This window comes from Pandoraea sp. LA3, from assembly GCF_022696215.1.
In the GTDB taxonomy this organism is placed as follows: Bacteria; Pseudomonadota; Gammaproteobacteria; order Burkholderiales; family Burkholderiaceae; genus Pandoraea; species Pandoraea capi.
In genome coordinates this window covers 377,201-394,608 of the sequence record NZ_PTPY01000036.1, presented here as the reverse complement: position 1 = coordinate 394,608, position 17,408 = coordinate 377,201, and the positions used below count along the sequence as shown (strand labels likewise).

The window sequence follows — 17,408 nt, the reverse complement described above, 5'->3', positions numbered from 1 at the left end:
GGCATGAGGACTATCGGACGGCTGTCGGGCGACAGGATATCAGACGGGATATTGCCCGGTGCGGGCCATCTCCATCAGACGCGCAACGCGTTCTTCCGTCGCCGGGTGCGTCGAGAACAAATTGGCGAGTCGGCCGCCGGACAGCGGATTCATGATCATCATCTGCGCCGTGGCCGGGTGCTGCTCGGCCGTATCGAACGGAATGCCCTGCGCATAACGATGAATCTTGTCGAGCGCCATCGCTAGCGCCTGCGGGTCGCCGGAGATCTCGGCGCCGCCCCGGTCCGCCTCGAACTCACGGGCACGCGAGATCGCCATCTGGATCAGCGACGCGGCCAGCGGCGCGAGAATCGCCACCGCAATGCTGGCGATCGGATTGGCCGGACGACCATTCTCATCGCGCCCGCCGAAGAACATGGCGAAGTTCGCAAGCGCGGAAATCGCACCGGCCATCGTCGCGGAAATCGTCGAGATGAGAATGTCGCGATGCTTCACGTGCGCCAGCTCGTGCGCCATCACCCCGCGCAGCTCACGCTCGGAGAGCACGCGCAGAATCCCGGTCGTCGCCGCCACGGCAGCGTTCTCCGGATTGCGGCCGGTGGCGAATGCGTTCGGGGCGTCCTCGTTGATCAGGTACACCTTCGGCATCGGCAGTCCGGCACGCTGCGCCAGTTCGCGCACCATGTTGTAGAACTGCGGTGCGCTGGTCTCGTCAACTTGCTGCGCGTTGTACATGCGCAGCACCATCTTGTCCGAGAACCAGTACGAAAAGAAATTCATCGCGAGCGCAAACGCCAGCGCGAGCATCATGCCCTGCTTGCCGCCGATCATGCCGCCCACCACCATGAACAACGCGGTGATGGCCGCCATCAGCAGGGTGGTCTTCATCCAATTGAACATGGTGTTCTCCTCTGCAAATTCTTGATGACCTCAGGAAGTCACGCACTTTGCGTGTCCTCGGGCGTTAGATGGCGGCGCATCCCGAAAATTCAACGCCCGACGTGTTCAGCCGGGCATTTTTTCAGACGTTCGATGCGATTCAACGCGACTTCAACGACGTTTTACGCCATTTTCGTACTGTTTTGATGTCCAGAACGCCGTCATCCCAATAAATTCAACGCGATGCGCCCGACGTAAAGACGTCACCCGCCGCCAACGCAAACCCGGCGAGGAACTCGCGCACCGGCAGGCGCTTGCCGCCCGGCTTCTGGCATTCGGTCACGCGCAGCGCGCCTTCACCGCAGGCGATCACGATGGCGTCAGCGCTCACTTCCAGCACCGTGCCCGGCGTCACCCCCGACTTGCCTGCGACCGGGCTGGCACGCCACAGCTTCACCGGCGTGTCGTGCACCGTGCCCAACGCGCCGGGGAACGGGTCAAACGCCCGCACCTGACGGGCCAGCACCTCGGCCGACTTGTGCCAGTCGAGCGCCGCTTCCTGCTTGGCGATCTTCTCGGCGTAGGTCACCCCGGCTTCGGGCTGCGCCTCGGACGGCAGATGGCCGTCGCGTGCGAGCTGTTGCAGGGCGTCAACGATCAGCTTGCCGCCGAGCGCCGCCATGCGGTCGTGCAGCGTGGCCGTGGTGTCTTCCGGCCCGATGGGCTCGGCTTCGCGCAGGATCATCGCGCCCGTATCGAGGCCGGCGTCCATCTGCATGATGGTGATGCCGGTCTCGGCGTCGCCCGCCTCGATGGCGCGATGGATCGGCGCCGCGCCGCGCCAGCGCGGCAGCAACGACCCGTGAATGTTCAGGCAGCCGTAGCGCGGCAGGTCGAGGACTTCCTGCGGCAGGATCAGGCCGTAGGCCGCCACGACCATGACGTCCGGCGCGAGCGCGCGCAACTGGTCGATGGCCGCCGACGCGTCTTCCGGATACTTCCCGTTGCGTCGCAGCGAGGGCGGCTGCGCCACCGGCATGCCGTGTTCCTGCGCATAACGTTTGACCGGACTGGCTTGCAGCTTCATTCCTCGTCCAGCGGGACGATCCGGCTGAGTGAGCACCAACTCAACAGGAAAGCCAGCAGCATCGATGGCGGCGAGCGCGGTTTGTGCAAATTCCGGCGTACCGGCGAAAACGATGCGAAGCGTCATGATGGACTTCCTCCTGCGGACAGCTTGAATACTTGGATAGGCGCGAACGAACGGTCGGCGTCGGCTTACTGGACAGCCGACCGGACGAAGGCCCGGAAACGCTCGTTCGTATCGCCTGCGCGTCCGCCTTGCCAGATTTCCTGCCAGCCACCGGGCACCGAAATGCGGGCGTTGGCCTTGTCGAGCACCAGCAACCTGCCGCAGCGCGGCGCCTCCGCCAGACTCGTCAACTGCACCGGACGCACGTCGATGAAATAGTCGAGCATGCCGCGCTCCGATTCGCCGACATTGAACGATCCGACGCAAGTGCTCGCTTCGGAAGCCCCCGTCTTCGGCGCCTTTGCCAGCACCTCACCGAGGGCCGCGAACGGCGTGCGATAGCTACGTGCCTCGTTGACCCAGGGCAGCAACAACGTCGAGAGCGTGCCCCACACGAACAACAGGCCAGCGAATCCGAAGACCAGCGCGCCGAGTTGACGGCGACGCACGATGGCCGTCACCCACAATCCGGCGATGACGAGTGCCGCAAGCACCAGACCCGGCGAGAACGGCATCACGTAGTCGAGCGGCAGCCATTTGCCGATCGGACCGGCCGCGACATGACCGTTGCCGGTCAGTTGCAAGCCCCAGCGTGCCCAGAGGAAAAGGCCCAGCACACTCATGAGGACAAGCGCCACGCCGGACCATGTCTTCTCCAGCCACGACGGCAGACGCACGCCCGCGCCCAGCACCGCGATCGCGGGGAACAGCGACAACATATAAATATCGCGGATGGCCGACGACACCACCAGCGTCAGTACGAACAGCGCGACATACAGCCACAGCATGGCGAGTTCGGGGCGCTCGGCGACGAAACGCCGCACGCCGCCCAGTCGCAACTGCGCCACCAGCGCACCGATGGCGAGCCAGCCCGCGGGGAAGGTCAGCCCCAGCAGACTCGTCACGTCGTTCCAGTACGACTTGCGCTCACCACCGAGATGGACGAACCCGAAGAAGCGCCCGAAGTTGTTATCCCAGAACCACTCGATGAATAGCGGCTCAGACGCATGCCAGAACAGCACCGGCCAGATGATCAGCCACGGCAGCGAGGCGAGCACCGCCCAGCCGAGCGCCGCCGCGTAGCGGCGCGTGCGATAGGCCGGCAGAACGAGCACGGCCAGCGCGGTCAGCCCGAGCACGCCCGGCACCAGCAGCCCCTTGCTGAGGAACGCGATACCCGCGCCCGTGCCGAACAGCAGGCCCCACGGGCGCATGGCGCTCTCGGCTCTCGCCAGACGCGCCAGCGCGGCCAGTGCGAGTGCGGCCCCGGCCAGTTGGGGCACGTCTGCCGTCAGTTTGTGGATGTTTTCGATGGCGCCGAAGCTGCCGACCATGAGCATCGGCGCGAGCCAGTTGAACCGGTCGGTGCCGTGCAGTCGCTGTGCCAGACGTCCCACACAGAGCACGGCGATGACGAGCCACACGAGCACGGCGATCTGCGCGCCCTGGAAGACCGGAAGCACGCCGGACGTCAGCCGGGCGAACAACGCGCCCGTCCAGTACATGACCGGCGGCTTTTCCACGAAGGGGTCGGCGCCCACGCGCGGCACGATCAGGTCGTGCCCGCGGAAGAAGTTCAGCACCATGCCGACCGAATACGGCTCGTCGGCTTTCCACGGATCGCGGTCGAACAGACCGGCGAGCAGAAAGGCAAACAGGAGCGCTGCGCTCAGCCAGAAGATCGTTCGGGTTCGGGACGCAGACGACGAGGCGGATGAAGCTGACGCAGGTGGCGTATGGGTAGCGATGGACATCTCGGCAGACAGTCGGGAGTTTGGCCCGACGGCAGACGTTCGAGACGCCCCGTCGCAGCAGCAGAAGGCGGGCGCATGGCCCGCGAGCGCTGCAAGTATAGAGGACTTTACCGGGCGCGCCCACGGCGGGCGGCCCTTTCAGGCAGGAAGACGGCGGAAGAAGGTCGGAAGACGCTCAGGCGCGCTCGGCCTGCTTCTTCATCTTTGACTTGATTCGGTTGCGCTTGAGCGGCGAGAGGTACTCGACGAACACGCGCCCCTTGAGGTGATCCATCTCATGCTGGATGCACACGGCGAGCAGGTCGTCGGCGTCGATGACGAACTTCTCGCCCTTCTCGTCGAGCGCTTCCACGCGCACACGATCGGCACGTTCGACTTCGTCGTAGATGCCCGGCACGGAGAGGCAGCCCTCTTCGTAGACCTTCTGTTCGTCGCTGCGCCAGACGATCTTCGGGTTGATGAACACGTGCAATTCGTCGCGCGTTTCCGAGAGGTCCATCACGATGACTTGTTCGTGGACGTCGACCTGCGTGGCGGCGAGGCCGATGCCGGGGGCGTCGTACATGGTCTCGGCCATGTCCTTGACGAGCTGACGGATCCGGTCGTCAACCTCGGCGACCGGCTTGGCCACCTTGTGCAGACGCGGATCGGGATACTGAAGAATGGGTAGTAATGCCATGATGAAAACGGGAATTCGCCGCATTGCCTCACGGGCCGCCGCCAACGCACAATCTTGCGATGGCTGGGTGCGTGGCGAAACGCTGTCGCGCGCTTCGCCTGCTCTGGCCCCCCGGTCAATGCTTACCGGATGATGAAAAATTTTAGCATAGCGCTTCCGCCGGTGCTGGCGGTCGAAACGCCCCCAACCGTCGGCGATGCCCGTCCTGTCGGCCTCACCGGCCATTCCTGCGCCGGCACCGACGCGAACGTCACAAACCTCACAAACGTCACGCACGTCGAATCGACGTCCGCACGGGAACCGACAGCGGATCGCTCACCGCCTGCCTCACAGATCGGTGCCGATCGTGAGGAAATCAAGGACTGGCTGCGGCTGTGCCATACGCCCGGCGTGCCGCCCGCTGCGGTGCGCCGTTTGTTGACGGCCTTCGGCCCGCCCGCTGCGATCTTCGGCGCCTCGCGCGCCGCATTGACGGACGTCGTTCCGGCGGACGTCGCGGCACGCCTGCTGGCGCGAACATCGCCAGAACTGCTCGCACAGATCGTCCTTACCCTCGAATGGGCCGAACGTCCGGGATGTGCCGTCGTCACGTTGTCCGAGGCGGCGTATCCCCGTGCGCTACTGACGCTCGGCGACCCACCGCCGGTGTTGTACTGCCGGGGCGACGCCGGACTCGCGAATCGCGCCGGTCCCGCCGGAGCGCGCGCGGCAGCGCTGGTCGGCAGCCGCCGCGCCACCCCGCAGGGCCGCGACAACGCCCGGCATTTCGCCCGCGTGCTGGGCGACGCTGGCGTGACGGTCGTCTCGGGGCTCGCTGCCGGGATCGACGCGGCAGCGCACGAAGGCGCGCTCGACACCGCAGGCGGCACATGCGCGGTCATCGGCACCGGCGCGGACGTCGTCTATCCGGCGCGTCACCGCGCACTGACCGAGCAGATTGCAGCGCGCGGGCTGGTGCTCTCTGCGTTTCCTGTCGGCACCCCGCCCCGGCCCGAGCACTTCCCGCGGCGCAACCGGCTCATCGCCGCGCTCGCGCGATGCACGGTGGTCATTGAGGCCACGACGCAGTCGGGATCGCTCATCACGGCGCGTCTGGCGGGCGAACTGGGACGCGACGTGCTCGCCGTCCCGGGCTCCATCCACGCGCCGCAGAGCCGGGGCTGCCACGTGCTCATCCGGGACGGGGCGACGCTGGCCACCTCCCCCGACGATGTCCTGGAAGCCATGGACATTGCGTCGCAGGGCATGCCGCCAGTCCACCCCATCATGTCCCCCGAGCCGACGACACCGGCCACGACAGCAGTTCTGGAAGCGCTGGGGTATGATCCCGTCAGCGCCGACACCCTGTGTGAGCGCACCGGACTGAGCGTCGCGGCCGTGCTGTCGCAGCTCGGCGTGCTTGAGCTGGACGGCCGCATCGGCCGTCTGCCCGGTGGCCGCTTCGTCCGGCGAGAGGCTGCATGAGCGCCCTGCCCGCCCCCCAATCCCGGAACCGATACCCCGACACCATGCCCGTTTTCGATCCCGTCGCCGACCGTCCCGCGCTTGCCGCTGCGCTGGCCGATGGCAACCCGCGTCTGGTGGCGTGCCTGTGCGCGGCGTGGTGCGGCACGTGCCGTGAATACGCGCAGACGTTCGAGCAACTGGCGGCGAAGCATCCCGACTGGTGTTTCGTCTGGGTGGATATCGAAACGCACGCCGACTGGCTGGACGACCACGATATCGAGAACTTTCCGACGCTGCTGATTCAGGACGCGCCCCAGCCCGCCGGGCAGGCCCGCTTCTTCGGCCCCGTGCTGCCGGCCATCGGCATTCTGGAGCGAATGCTCGACGCCGGCGTACTGGGCGACGCCACAGTGGTCGCACCGGCGTTGCGCGAGCACCTGCTTGCCGATTGACGGCGGTGTGATGGATGGCGGCAGGCGTCCTGGCGACCGGTCCCGGCGCCCGATAGCACCTGCCGGAACGAGGCAGCGCCCCATTCGGAAACGCTGCGACGCCGTGCCACAGCGCCACGGCGGCCGGGCCGGCCCCACCCTTGCCGCCGGCCTGCGACGCGCTTATGATGTGCCGCTTTCAGGCACGCCTTGTGCCCGATCCGACGGCAACGCCGGATTGGCTATATGTTATAAAGCCAACGAATGTCGCCTGGCGACACCCCCTCAACATTACTTAACGTCATGTCAAAAGCTCTGATCATTGCCGAGAAACCGTCTGTCGCGAATGACATCGCGCGGGCGCTGGGCGGCTTTACCAAGCATGACGAGTACTTCGAGAACGACGACTACGTCGTCTCGTCGGCGGTTGGCCACCTCGTCGAAATCGGCGCGCCGGAAGACTATGAAGTCAAACGCGGCAAGTGGAGCTTCGCCAACCTTCCCGTGATTCCCCCGCACTTCGACCTCAAGCCGATCGCCAAGAGCGAGTCGCGTCTGAAGGTGCTCACCCGCCTCATCAAGCGCAAGGACGTGGATGTCCTGATCAACGCCTGTGACGCGGGGCGCGAAGGGGAACTGATTTTCCGTCTGATCGCGCAACACGCGAAGGCGAAGCAGCCTGTCAAGCGTCTGTGGCTCCAGTCGATGACGCCGCAATCGATCCGCGATGGCTTCACGCGCCTGCGCACGGACGGCGACATGCTGCCGCTGGCCGACGCTGCGCGCAGCCGTGCCGAAGCCGACTGGCTGGTCGGGATCAACGGCACGCGTGCCATGACCGCCTTCAACAGCAAGGGCGGCGGCTTTTTCCTGACGACCGTGGGTCGTGTGCAAACGCCCACGCTGTCGATCGTGGTCGAACGCGAAGAGAAGATTCGCAAGTTCGTGTCGCGCGACTATTGGGAAGTGAAGGCCGAGTTCGTCGCCGCCGCCGGCTTCTATGAAGGCCGCTGGTTCGACCCGAATTTCAAGCGCAACGAATTCGACCCCGAGCAGCGCGATTCGCGTCTGTGGAGTCTGGCTGCGGCCGAATCGGTCGTCGCCGCCGTACGCGGCAAGCATGGCACCGTCACCGAAGAGTCGAAGCCGTCGAGCCAGCTCTCGCCGCTGCTGTTCGACCTGACGAGCCTGCAACGCGAGGCCAACAGCCGCTTCGGTTTCTCGGCCAAGAACACGCTCGGTCTGGCGCAGGCGCTGTATGAAAAGCACAAGGTGCTGACGTACCCGCGTACCGACGCCCGTGCGCTGCCGGAAGACTATCTTGAGACCGTCAAAGAGACGATGGCGGTGCTCAAGGAGAGCAACAACTATCACCAGTTCGCCAACCAGGTCCTGAACAAGGACTGGGTCAAGCCGAACAAGCGGATCTTCGACAACAGCAAGATCAGCGATCACTTTGCCATCATCCCGACGCTCCAGGCGCCGAAGAACCTCTCCGAGCCGGAGCAGAAGCTGTACGACCTCGTGGTCAAACGCTTCCTGGCGGTGTTCTTCCCGGCGGCCGAGTATCAGGTGACGACCCGCATCACGGAAGTGGTCGGTCATCACTTCAAGACCGAAGGCAAGGTGCTCGTGCAGGCCGGCTGGCTGGCTATCTACGGCAAGGAAGGCGCCGACGACGGCAAGGCCGCGAAGGAAGAGCAACCGAACCTCGTGCCGGTCGCCAAGAACGAGAAGGTCGGCGTCGACAAGGTCGCGGCGGTCGGTTTGCAAACCAAACCGCCTGCACGCTACAGCGAAGCCACGCTGCTCTCCGCCATGGAAGGCGCGGGCAAGCTCGTCGAAGACGGCGAACTGCGCGAAGCGATGGCCGGCAAGGGCCTCGGCACGCCAGCCACGCGTGCGGCGATCATCGAAGGTCTGCTCACGGAAAAGTATCTCGTGCGCGAAGGCCGTGAGTTGCATCCGACGGCCAAGGCGTTCCAGTTGATGACGCTGCTGCGCGGCCTCGGCGTGGACGAACTCACGCTGCCCGAACTGACGGGCGAATGGGAAGCCAAGCTCTCGCAGATCGAGCGCGGCGGCCTCAAGCGTGACGAGTTCATGCATGAGATCGCCCAAATGACGCAGACCATCGTCAAGCGTGCGAAGGAATACGACTCCGACACCATCCCCGGCGACTACGCGACGCTCAGCACGCCGTGCCCGCATTGCGGCGGCGTGGTCAAGGAGAACTACCGGCGCTTCGCCTGCACGAACTGCAACTTCTCGATCTCGAAGATCCCGGGCGGACGTCAGTTCGAAATTCCGGAAGTCGAAGAACTGCTGCGCAACAAGACCATCGGTCCGCTGTCGGGTTTCCGCAGCAAGATGGGACGTCCGTTCTCGGCCATCATCAAGCTCTCGCCCGATGACGAAATGGGCTACAAGCTCGAATTCGACTTCGGTCAGGACAACGGCGACGAAGACGGCGAAGCGCCGGACTTCACGGGCCAGGAGCCGGTCGGTCATTGCCCGAAGTGCAATGGGCGCGTGTTCGAGCACGGCATGCGCTACGTGTGCGAGAACGCCGTGGCCAACCCGAAGACTTGCGATTTCACGTCGGGCAAGGTGATTCTCCAGCAGGAAATCTCGCGCGAGCAGATTCACAAGCTGCTCACCGAGGGCAAGACGGACCTGCTGACGAACTTCAAGTCGTCGCGCACCGGTCGCACGTTCAAGGCCTATCTGGCCAAGCAGAAGGACGGCAAGATCGGCTTCGAATTCGAGGCGAAGGCGCCGAAGAAGACGGCTGCGAAGGCAGACGACGGCCAGCAGGACGGAGAAGGCGCAGAGAAGGCCACGCCGGCTCGCAAGACTGCCGCCAAGACCGCTGCGACCAAGGCACCGGCCAAGAAGGCCGCTGCCAAAAAGACGACCGCGAAGGCCAAACCCGCGACCAAGTCGGCCACTGCCGGCAAGGGCGACGATGCGGCCTTCGACGAGGACGACGCACCGTTCTAAGCCTCACCCCGCCATCGCTAGCGTCATTGCGATGGCGCCCCGGATCACCGGGGCAATGAAAAACGGCCACTTCCTCACGGGAGTGGCCGTTTTGCCATCTGGCGCGATCAATACCTCACGCGACACCTCACACCGGCATTTCGCTCGTGGGTGCGGCCGGTGCGCCGGACGACAGCTTCGGAGGCACCCAGCGCTCGGCGGCCGAAATGCCTTCGTTCTGGCGGAAATACTCGACCGTGAGGTCGATGAAGCCGCGCGTCTTCGCCGACAGATACTTGCGGCTCGGATAGACGAGCGAGACGTCGATGGGCGTTTGGGAATAATTACGCATGAGGGCGACGAGATCGCCGTCGCGCACGTCGTTCCCCACGAGATACGACGGCAGGAACGCAATCCCGTGCCCCAGCAACACCGACTGACGCAGCAGCGCCGTGTTGTTGCAGATGAGCTTGTTCTGCACGCGTACCCGGACTTCACCATCCGGCCCGGCGAACACACGATCGTCGCTCCAGAATTCGCTCGGTAGGCCCAGCACGCCGTGCTCGCCCAATTCCTGCGGCGTGACCGGCTCGCCATGTTCGGCGATGTACGCGGGCGAGGCGCATAGCATCACGCGCGTTTCCGCCAGTACCCGCGAGATCAGGCTTTCGCTGTTGATCATGCGCGTGAGCAGGATCCCGCAATCGTAGCCCTCCTCGACCAGATCGACGGCGCGGTCGGTCAGCGTGAGGTCCACCACGACTTTTGGGTGCAATTCCTGATATTTCTTGACCAGCGGCGCGAGGTTGCGCACGCCGAACGAGACAGGGGCAACGACCTTCAGCGTCCCCTTCGGATCACGTGAGGCGCTGGAGATGAGGGCATCGGCTTCGTCGACTTCGTCGATGATCTGCCGGCAGCGTTCGAGGTACACCTGACCGGCGCCGGTCAACGACAGGCTGCGGGTGGTGCGGTTGAGCAGGCGAACGCCGAGATGCGATTCGAGTTCCGCGACGTGCCGCGTGACCACAGCGGCAGACAGATCCATCTGGGCGGCCGTACGGGCAAAACTCCCGTTATCGGCCACTTTGACGAAAACGCGCATCGATTGCAGACGGTCCATGTTGTTTCCAGTCGTGATTTGCCGCGCCGTTCCGGCAACAACGAGTAGGGGCGGACCGGCGACATACCGGTGCTGCGCATACCCGCAGGCACCGGTCGGACCGCCGCCCCGGACGGTCCGGAGCGAGCCTCGCGCATGCCGCCAAAGCGATCGGCACGGCGGGGGACTTCGATGAAGCGGTAGGCTAAGTGTAATTAGGGCGTAGCTTACCGTAGGCAACGAAAAATTGCCTGCCGCGGCAATGATTTCGACGCATGACAGTCATGCCGCACGCGCACGACAACGCGCAAACGCCCTTCCGATGCATCGTTTTACGCACCGTTGCGTCGAATTGCACCTTGGTCGCGCGCAAGCCAAGCCGCCAGCCGGGTATTTGACGCAGGTCACGGCGCGTCGTTCGGTGCACAGATAGAGTCGAATATCACCGACTGTTACAGGCCTCGTCATGCATTCCATCCCCATTTTGTCGACGCCTTGCGCCAACGCGCCCGACGATCCGCAGGCCGGCAAACTGTGTCCCGGGTGTACCTCCCACGGGTCCGGCAAGACGAAACACGCCCACGGCACGTCGACCTGTCAGTCACGCGGCGCCTCGCCCGCGCCGATTCAGTTCGATGCCCGTCTGCTCGGCCGTTACGATGTCAACGGCCCCCGCTACACGTCCTACCCCACCGCGCTCCAGTTCCGCGACGACTTCGGCGTCAGCGATTACGCCCGCGCCGCCGCCCAGTCCAAACGCACCGGCAAACCGATTTCGCTCTATCTCCACGTGCCGTTCTGCGACACGGTGTGCTTCTACTGCGCGTGCACAAAAATCGTTACGAACAATCGCGCCCATGCCGATGCCTACGTGGCGCGTCTGCATACGGAGATCGCCAGACAGGCATCGCTGCTCGGCGCCGGCCGCACGCTGGCCCAGATGCATTGGGGCGGCGGCACACCCACTTTCCTGTCGCTGGAACAGATCGCATCGCTCATCGACGCCATCGACCGTCAGTTCGTGATGGTTCATGACGACAGCGCCGAGTACTCGATCGAGATCGATCCACGTAGCGCGGGTCCCGCGTCGATCCGTGCGCTGCGTGCGCTCGGGTTCAACCGGTTGTCCATCGGCGTGCAGGACTTCGATCCACGCGTTCAGGAAGCCATTCACCGCGTGCAGCCTCGTGCACTGGTCGAAGCCACACTGGAGGCCGCCCGTGAGTGCGGCTTCAAATCCGTCAACTTCGATCTGATTTACGGATTACCGCATCAGACGACGGTATCGTTCTCGAACACGCTGGACGCGGTGATCGAGATGGCGCCGGAGCGGTTGTCGGTGTTCAGTTACGCCCACCTGCCGCAGCAATTCAAGATGCAGCGCTGCCTGCCGAATTCGTTGCCCGACGGGCCGCAAAAACTCGCGCTGCTGCAAACGATCATCGCCCGGCTGACCGATGCCGGTTACGTCTACATCGGCATGGATCACTTCGCGCGCCCCGATGACGAACTTGCGCTCGCCCAGGCGGCCGGTACGTTGCATCGCAACTTCCAGGGGTACAGCACGCGGGCCGATTGCGATCTCGTCGGCGTCGGCATGTCGGCCATCGGCCGCATCGGCGACAGCTACGCGCAGAACGCGAAGACCTTGAAGGCGTATTACGAAGCGATCGACGCGGGCGCGCTTGCGATTGTGCGCGGCGTGCAGCTCGACGAAGACGATCACATCCGCCGCGATGTCATCTCGCGACTCATGTGTCACATGTCGCTCGACTTCGGCGCCGTCGGGCAAGCGCATGGCATCGATTTCGTGTCGTACTTCGCAGACGAACTCGGCGAGTTGGTGGATCTGGCATACGATGGTCTTGTCGCCGTCGACGCACAAGGGCTGCGCGTGCTGCCGGCCGGTCGCCTGCTGGTACGCGTGGTGGCGCAAGTGTTCGACCGCTACCGTCGCAGTGCCGCCAACGCGCGATGCGCGAAAGTGATGTGATGCCAGCGGATGGCTCTTGATGCGACAGGCGCCGCATTGAAATGACGTCGCAAAAAGCAAAACGCCCGATGGGATCTCCATCAGGCGTTTTTTTTATCAGCGACGTGATCGACGGGTGATCGATCATGCCGCCGAATCGGGGACATCGGACAAATCAGACGACTCGTCCGATCCAGACGATCCGGACAAACCGCGCGAACCCGGCACCACCGAGTCCACCCTCGCGATCAACAGCAGCGGCCACCGTTCTTGCCGCCGTAGCGCGCTTCCTGCCGTTCACGAAAGAACGCTTCATAGCTCATGACCGGCTGATCCGGATGCGTGGCCTCCATGTGCGCCACGTACGTCTCGTAGTCAGGCAGACCGACCATCAACCGCATGGCCTGCCCCAGATACCGTCCGACCTTGCCGACTTCATCGAGCATGACCTCTCCTGTACAAGAACGTCGACGTCAGACCTGACGGCCTGCCGGCATCGGCTCGAACGGCGTTTCCCTGGCCGTCGGATGGTTGGCACGGCGTGCGACCAGAATCGTGCGCAAACCGAACACCGCCACGGCCACCACGACAAACATGAACACACCGGCGAGCGTAGCGTCGACGTAGTCGTTGAACACGATCTGCTTCATCTGCGCCACCGACTTGGCCGGTGCGAGCAGCTTGCCGTCGGCCAGCGCCGTCTGGTACTTCGCTGCGTGGGCGAGGAAGCCGACCTTCGGATCCGGGTCGAACATCTTTTGCCATCCCGCCGTGAGCGTACAGGCGAGCAGCCAGAGCGTCGGCAAGACCGTGACCCAGGCGAAGCGTTCGCGCTTGAGCTTGAATAGCACGCACGTCGCCAGAATCAGCGCGATGGCGGCCAGCATCTGGTTGGAGATACCGAACAGCGGCCACAACGTGTTGATGCCGCCCAGCGGGTCGACCACGCCCTGATACAGGAAGTAGCCCCACGCCGCCACGCACAGCGCGGTGGCGATCAGGTTGGCGGGCAGCGACTCCGTGCGTTTGAGCGACGGCACGAACGTACCGAGCAGGTCTTGCAGCATGAAGCGGCCGGCACGCGTGCCTGCGTCGACTGCCGTCAGGATGAAAAGCGCTTCGAACAGGATCGCAAAGTGATACCAGAAGGCCATCATCGCTTCACCGCCCACCACCTGATGGAGGATGTGCGCCATGCCGACGGCCAGCGTCGGTGCCCCACCGGCGCGCGAAATGATCGTGTTCTCGCCGACGGCTTGCGCGGTTGCGGTCAGTACGTCCGGCGTGATCGAGAATCCCCAGCCCGAGACGACTTGCGCCACCGCTTCCGGCGTCGTGCCGATCACGGCTGCCGGACTGTTCATCGCGAAGTAGACACCCGGATCGATCACCGATGCCGCCACCAGCGCCATGATCGCCACGAACGATTCCATCAACATGCCGCCGTAACCGATGAAGCGCGCGTTGACTTCGTTGTCGAGCAGCTTGGGCGTAGTGCCCGATGAGATCAGCGCATGGAAGCCGGACACGGCGCCGCACGCGATCGTGATGAAGAGGAACGGGAACAGTTTGCCTGACCAGACCGGACCGCTACCATCGACGAACTGCGTGAGCGCAGGCATCTTCAGTTCAGGGGCGACGACCAGAATGCCGATCGCGAGCGCCAGAATCGTGCCGATCTTCAGGAACGTCGACAGATAGTCGCGCGGGGCGAGCAGCAGCCACACCGGCAGCACCGATGCCACGAAGCCGTAGCCGATCAGCATCCACGTGAGTTGCTTGCCGTCGAACGTGAACAGCGGCGCGAGCGCGGCGCTGTCGTGCACGCTCTGACCGAAATAGATCGCGGCCATGAGCATCACGAAGCCGATGATCGACACTTCGCCGATGCGGCCCGGACGAATGAAGCGCGTATAGACGCCCATGAACAGCGCGATGGGGATCGTCAGCCCGACGGTGAACGTGCCCCACGGCGAGCCGGTCAGCGCCTTGACCACGATCAGCGCCAGCACGGCGAGAATGATGATCATGATGAGGAACGCGCCGAACAGCGCGATCACGCCGGGGATCATGCCGAGCTCGGCCTTCACGAGGTCGCCCAGCGAGCGGCCGTCGCGACGCGTGGAGATGAACAGCACCATGAAGTCCTGCACGGCGCCGGCAAACACCACGCCCGCGAGAATCCACAGCATGCCGGGCAGATACCCCATCTGTGCGGCCAGCACCGGCCCCACGAGCGGCCCTGCGCCGGCAATCGCGGCGAAGTGGTGACCGAACAGCACATAGCGGTTGGTCGGCACGTAGTCCAGACCGTCGTTATGACGCCATGCCGGCGTCATGCGCGTGCCGTCGAGTTGTGCCACGCGGGTGGCGATGAACTTGCTGTAGAAGCGATACGCGATCAGATACACGCAGATGGCTGCGATCACGATCCAGAGTGCGCTGACGGTTTCGCCGCGCGATAGAGCCACCGTGCCGAGCGCGCACGCGCCGACGACGGCCACCGCTGCCCAGGGCAGTTGTTGCCAGATGCGATTCATTGTCTCTCCTCGGAACTGCCCGCATTGGTGTGCTGGGCAGCAATCCCGGGACCGCGCCGTTTTGGCACGATTCCGCCTCTTGGTGTGACGCCGTGTGGGCGTCGTGGACCCGTTGTGAGTCCATGCCGAAACGCGGCGCGCTACATCGGCTCGCTGTGCATCTCCCTCTTCGGGGTGTGACGGCAGCCAGCCTCGGCCACGATTCGGCGTGTAGTATTGGCGTTTGCCCGTCGTGCCACAAGCGCGAAACTACGCAGGAACGCTACGTGCTATTACGTAACCTCACGTCGCGTCAGCCCGCTGAAACCTGCGTAATGCGGCATTGCAAGCTCAACGAATGCCATGAATCTCCGACAGAAATTTTTCGTCCTGTCGCTCCTACCCGTCGCGCTGGCCATGGTCGCCATCGCGCTGGCCGTGCGACACCAGGGTAACGAGCTCTCACGCGCGCAGCACGACGCCGTGCAGACCACATCGCTGGCCAACAAGCGGGCCGAGCTGCTGCATTACGTCGGCCTTGCGCGCAACGCCATCGAGCCGCTCTACGACGGCCCCGACACGCCCGCTGCGCGCGAAGCTGCGCTCGCCACGCTCGCGCGCATGGAGTTCGGCAAGGACGGCTACTTCTTCGTCTACGACCTCGAAGGCCGCAGCCTCATGCATCCGCGTCAGCCGGAACTGGTCGGCCACAATCTCTGGTCGCTCAAGGACGAGTCAGGTGCCCCCACGATTCAGCGTCTGATCGCCGCCGCGCGCGCCGGGGGCGGCTACGTGCAATACGCCTGGGAGAAGCCTTCCCGTCAGCAAATGACGCCCAAGCTCGGCTACGTCATCGCCCTGCCGCGCTGGAACTGGATGATCGGCACAGGGATTTACCTTGACGACGTGGAGGCCACGCTGCGCGAATCGGACGACCGCGCGCAAGCGAATATCGACCGCACGCTGATCTGGATCACGCTCATCGCATCGTCGTGTCTCGCCATCGTCGGCCTGTGCGGACTGGTCGTGAACATCACCGAACTCAAGACGGCCGACGCGAAGCTGCGCCAGCTTGCGCGCCAGGTGGTCGAATCGCAGGAGCTCGAACGCGCACGCATCTCGCGAGAACTGCACGACGGCATCAGCCAGTTGCTCGTCTCGGTCAAGCTGCTGCTCGAATCCGCGTCGATGCGATTGCCTGGCTCTCCCGCTGCGGCGAGCACCACCCTCGGTGTCGCCATCGAACGGCTGAACGGCACGCTCGGCGAGGTCCGTCGCATCTCACAGGCGCTGCGTCCGGCGATGCTCGACGACCTGGGTCTCGCCGCCGCCATCGATCAACTCGCGCGTGAGTTCGGCTCGCACGCAGGGCTGCCCGTCGACATGAACGTCGAGGGCGAAGCGCTTGCGCTCGACGACAACATCAAGACGATGCTCTATCGCATCGCGCAGGAAGCGTTGACCAATATCGAGCGCCATGCGCACGCTTCACGAGTCTCGATTCTGCTCATCTTCAAGCCCGACGGCATTCATTTATCGATCGCCGACGACGGACGCGGTTTCGACGTCACCGACGTACATCACGACCCGCGTCACGGCATCGGTTTGCGCAATATGCGCGAACGTCTCGACGCCGTGGGCGGTGCACTCGGCATCCAGTCGTGGCCCGGCCTCACTACCATCAGCGCGTGGGTTCCGCTCACGCCCGCCGCGATGAAAGCGGCACTTCGCGCAACCTCCCGCAAATGACGCAAACCCATCCCATCCGCCTCCTGCTGATCGACGACCATCCGCTCGTGCGCGACGGGCTGCGCGCCCGATTCGACGCCTCGCCCAACTTGCAGGTCGTCGGCGAAGCGGGCAACGCGCAGGAAGCTCTCACGCGCGCCAAGACGTCATCCCCCGATCTCGCGCTGATGGACATCAGCATGCGCGGCACGAACGGCATCGAGTTGACGGCGCAGTTTCGCGATCAGTTTCCGCACATCGCCGTGCTGATTCTGTCGATGCACGACAACGCGGAGTATGTGCGCCAGGCCGTACGCGCCGGGGCACGTGGCTACGTGCTCAAGGACGCCCCCGCTCACGAAATCGTGACGGCCATCGAGCGTGTGGCCCGTGGCGAGGCGTACTACAGCGCGGCGATCGCCGCACGCGTCGTACAGGCATCGACGTCACACGCCCCCATCGATTCGCTCACCCCGCGCGAGCGGGAGATCCTCACGCGCATCGCGCACGGTCTCGCGAACAAGCAAATCGCACTGGAGATGGATTTGTCCGTGCGCACGGTCGAAACCCATCGACTCAACATCAAACGCAAGCTCGGTATCGAAGGGCAAGCGGAATTGATCAAGTTCGCCGTGGAGAACCGGCTGTAAACCTCTCGCGCGTG

At 64.4% G+C, this 17,408-nt stretch carries 13 protein-coding genes; 6 read left to right on the top strand and 7 right to left on the bottom strand.

Going from position 1 to position 17,408, the window contains the following annotated elements; genetic code table 11:
• Nucleotides 1-39 precede the first annotated feature (39 nt).
• From htpX to def, 4 genes are all read right to left on the bottom strand, one after another.
• Entirely contained in the window at nt 40-900 is an 861-nt protein-coding gene (gene htpX, locus C5N93_RS20165; RefSeq protein ID WP_242560653.1) for a zinc metalloprotease HtpX, read from the bottom strand.
• 214 nt (nt 901-1,114) lie between these two features.
• Nucleotides 1,115-2,092 (bottom strand): methionyl-tRNA formyltransferase, encoded by a 978-nt coding sequence (gene fmt, locus C5N93_RS20160; RefSeq protein ID WP_242560652.1) that lies wholly within the window; start codon nt 2,090-2,092, stop codon nt 1,115-1,117.
• 65 nt (nt 2,093-2,157) lie between these two features.
• Nucleotides 2,158-3,885, bottom strand: coding sequence for a glycosyltransferase family 39 protein (locus tag C5N93_RS20155; RefSeq protein WP_242560651.1), 1,728 nt, complete (start codon nt 3,883-3,885; stop codon nt 2,158-2,160).
• A 175-nt stretch (nt 3,886-4,060) separates the two neighbouring features.
• Nucleotides 4,061-4,564, bottom strand: coding sequence for a peptide deformylase (def, locus tag C5N93_RS20150; protein ID WP_242560650.1), 504 nt, complete (start codon nt 4,562-4,564; stop codon nt 4,061-4,063).
• A gap of 132 nt (nt 4,565-4,696) precedes the next feature.
• Here def and dprA point away from each other — a divergent pair, with 132 nt between their 5' ends.
• The 3 genes from dprA to C5N93_RS20135 all read left to right on the top strand — a co-directional run bounded on the left by dprA (nt 4,697) and on the right by C5N93_RS20135 (nt 9,444).
• The gene (gene dprA, locus C5N93_RS20145; protein ID WP_242560649.1) at nt 4,697-6,028 is read left to right on the top strand and encodes a DNA-processing protein DprA; all 1,332 of its coding nucleotides are present in this window, start codon (nt 4,697-4,699) and stop codon (nt 6,026-6,028) included.
• Nucleotides 6,025-6,462, top strand: coding sequence for a thioredoxin family protein (locus tag C5N93_RS20140; RefSeq protein ID WP_242560648.1), 438 nt, complete (start codon nt 6,025-6,027; stop codon nt 6,460-6,462). Before dprA ends, C5N93_RS20140 begins: the two co-directional genes overlap by 4 nt.
• Before the next feature lie 282 nt (nt 6,463-6,744).
• Nucleotides 6,745-9,444: a DNA topoisomerase III gene (locus C5N93_RS20135; protein ID WP_242560647.1), complete on the top strand. Its 2,700-nt coding sequence runs from the start codon at nt 6,745-6,747 to the stop codon at nt 9,442-9,444.
• Nucleotides 9,445-9,571: 127 nt separating this feature from the next.
• On the opposite strand, the gene C5N93_RS20130 is transcribed toward C5N93_RS20135, so the two are convergent.
• Nucleotides 9,572-10,546 carry a LysR family transcriptional regulator gene (locus C5N93_RS20130; RefSeq protein ID WP_069340564.1) on the bottom strand — a complete coding sequence of 325 codons (975 nt, stop codon included), beginning with the start codon at nt 10,544-10,546 and terminating at the stop codon, nt 9,572-9,574.
• A gap of 445 nt (nt 10,547-10,991) precedes the next feature.
• Here C5N93_RS20130 and hemN point away from each other — a divergent pair, with 445 nt between their 5' ends.
• A complete protein-coding gene (hemN, locus tag C5N93_RS20125; protein WP_242560646.1) occupies nt 10,992-12,518 on the top strand; it encodes an oxygen-independent coproporphyrinogen III oxidase in 1,527 nt (508 codons plus the stop codon).
• A gap of 227 nt (nt 12,519-12,745) precedes the next feature.
• On the opposite strand, the gene C5N93_RS20120 is transcribed toward hemN, so the two are convergent.
• Both C5N93_RS20120 and C5N93_RS20115 read right to left on the bottom strand, forming a co-directional pair.
• Nucleotides 12,746-12,943: a YbdD/YjiX family protein gene (locus C5N93_RS20120; protein ID WP_150720738.1), complete on the bottom strand. Its 198-nt coding sequence runs from the start codon at nt 12,941-12,943 to the stop codon at nt 12,746-12,748.
• A gap of 27 nt (nt 12,944-12,970) precedes the next feature.
• Nucleotides 12,971-15,037, bottom strand: a complete 2,067-nt coding sequence (locus C5N93_RS20115; RefSeq protein WP_242560645.1) for a carbon starvation CstA family protein — start codon at nt 15,035-15,037, stop codon at nt 12,971-12,973.
• A 342-nt stretch (nt 15,038-15,379) separates the two neighbouring features.
• Here C5N93_RS20115 and C5N93_RS20110 point away from each other — a divergent pair, with 342 nt between their 5' ends.
• Nucleotides 15,380-16,765, top strand: coding sequence for a cache domain-containing protein (locus C5N93_RS20110; RefSeq protein WP_242560644.1), 1,386 nt, complete (start codon nt 15,380-15,382; stop codon nt 16,763-16,765).
• On the top strand, nt 16,762-17,394 hold the full coding sequence (locus tag C5N93_RS20105; protein WP_150720735.1) for a response regulator transcription factor: 633 nt from the start codon (nt 16,762-16,764) through the stop codon (nt 17,392-17,394). The genes C5N93_RS20110 and C5N93_RS20105 overlap by 4 nt, the downstream gene beginning before the upstream one ends.
• Nucleotides 17,395-17,408: the final 14 nt, after the last annotated feature.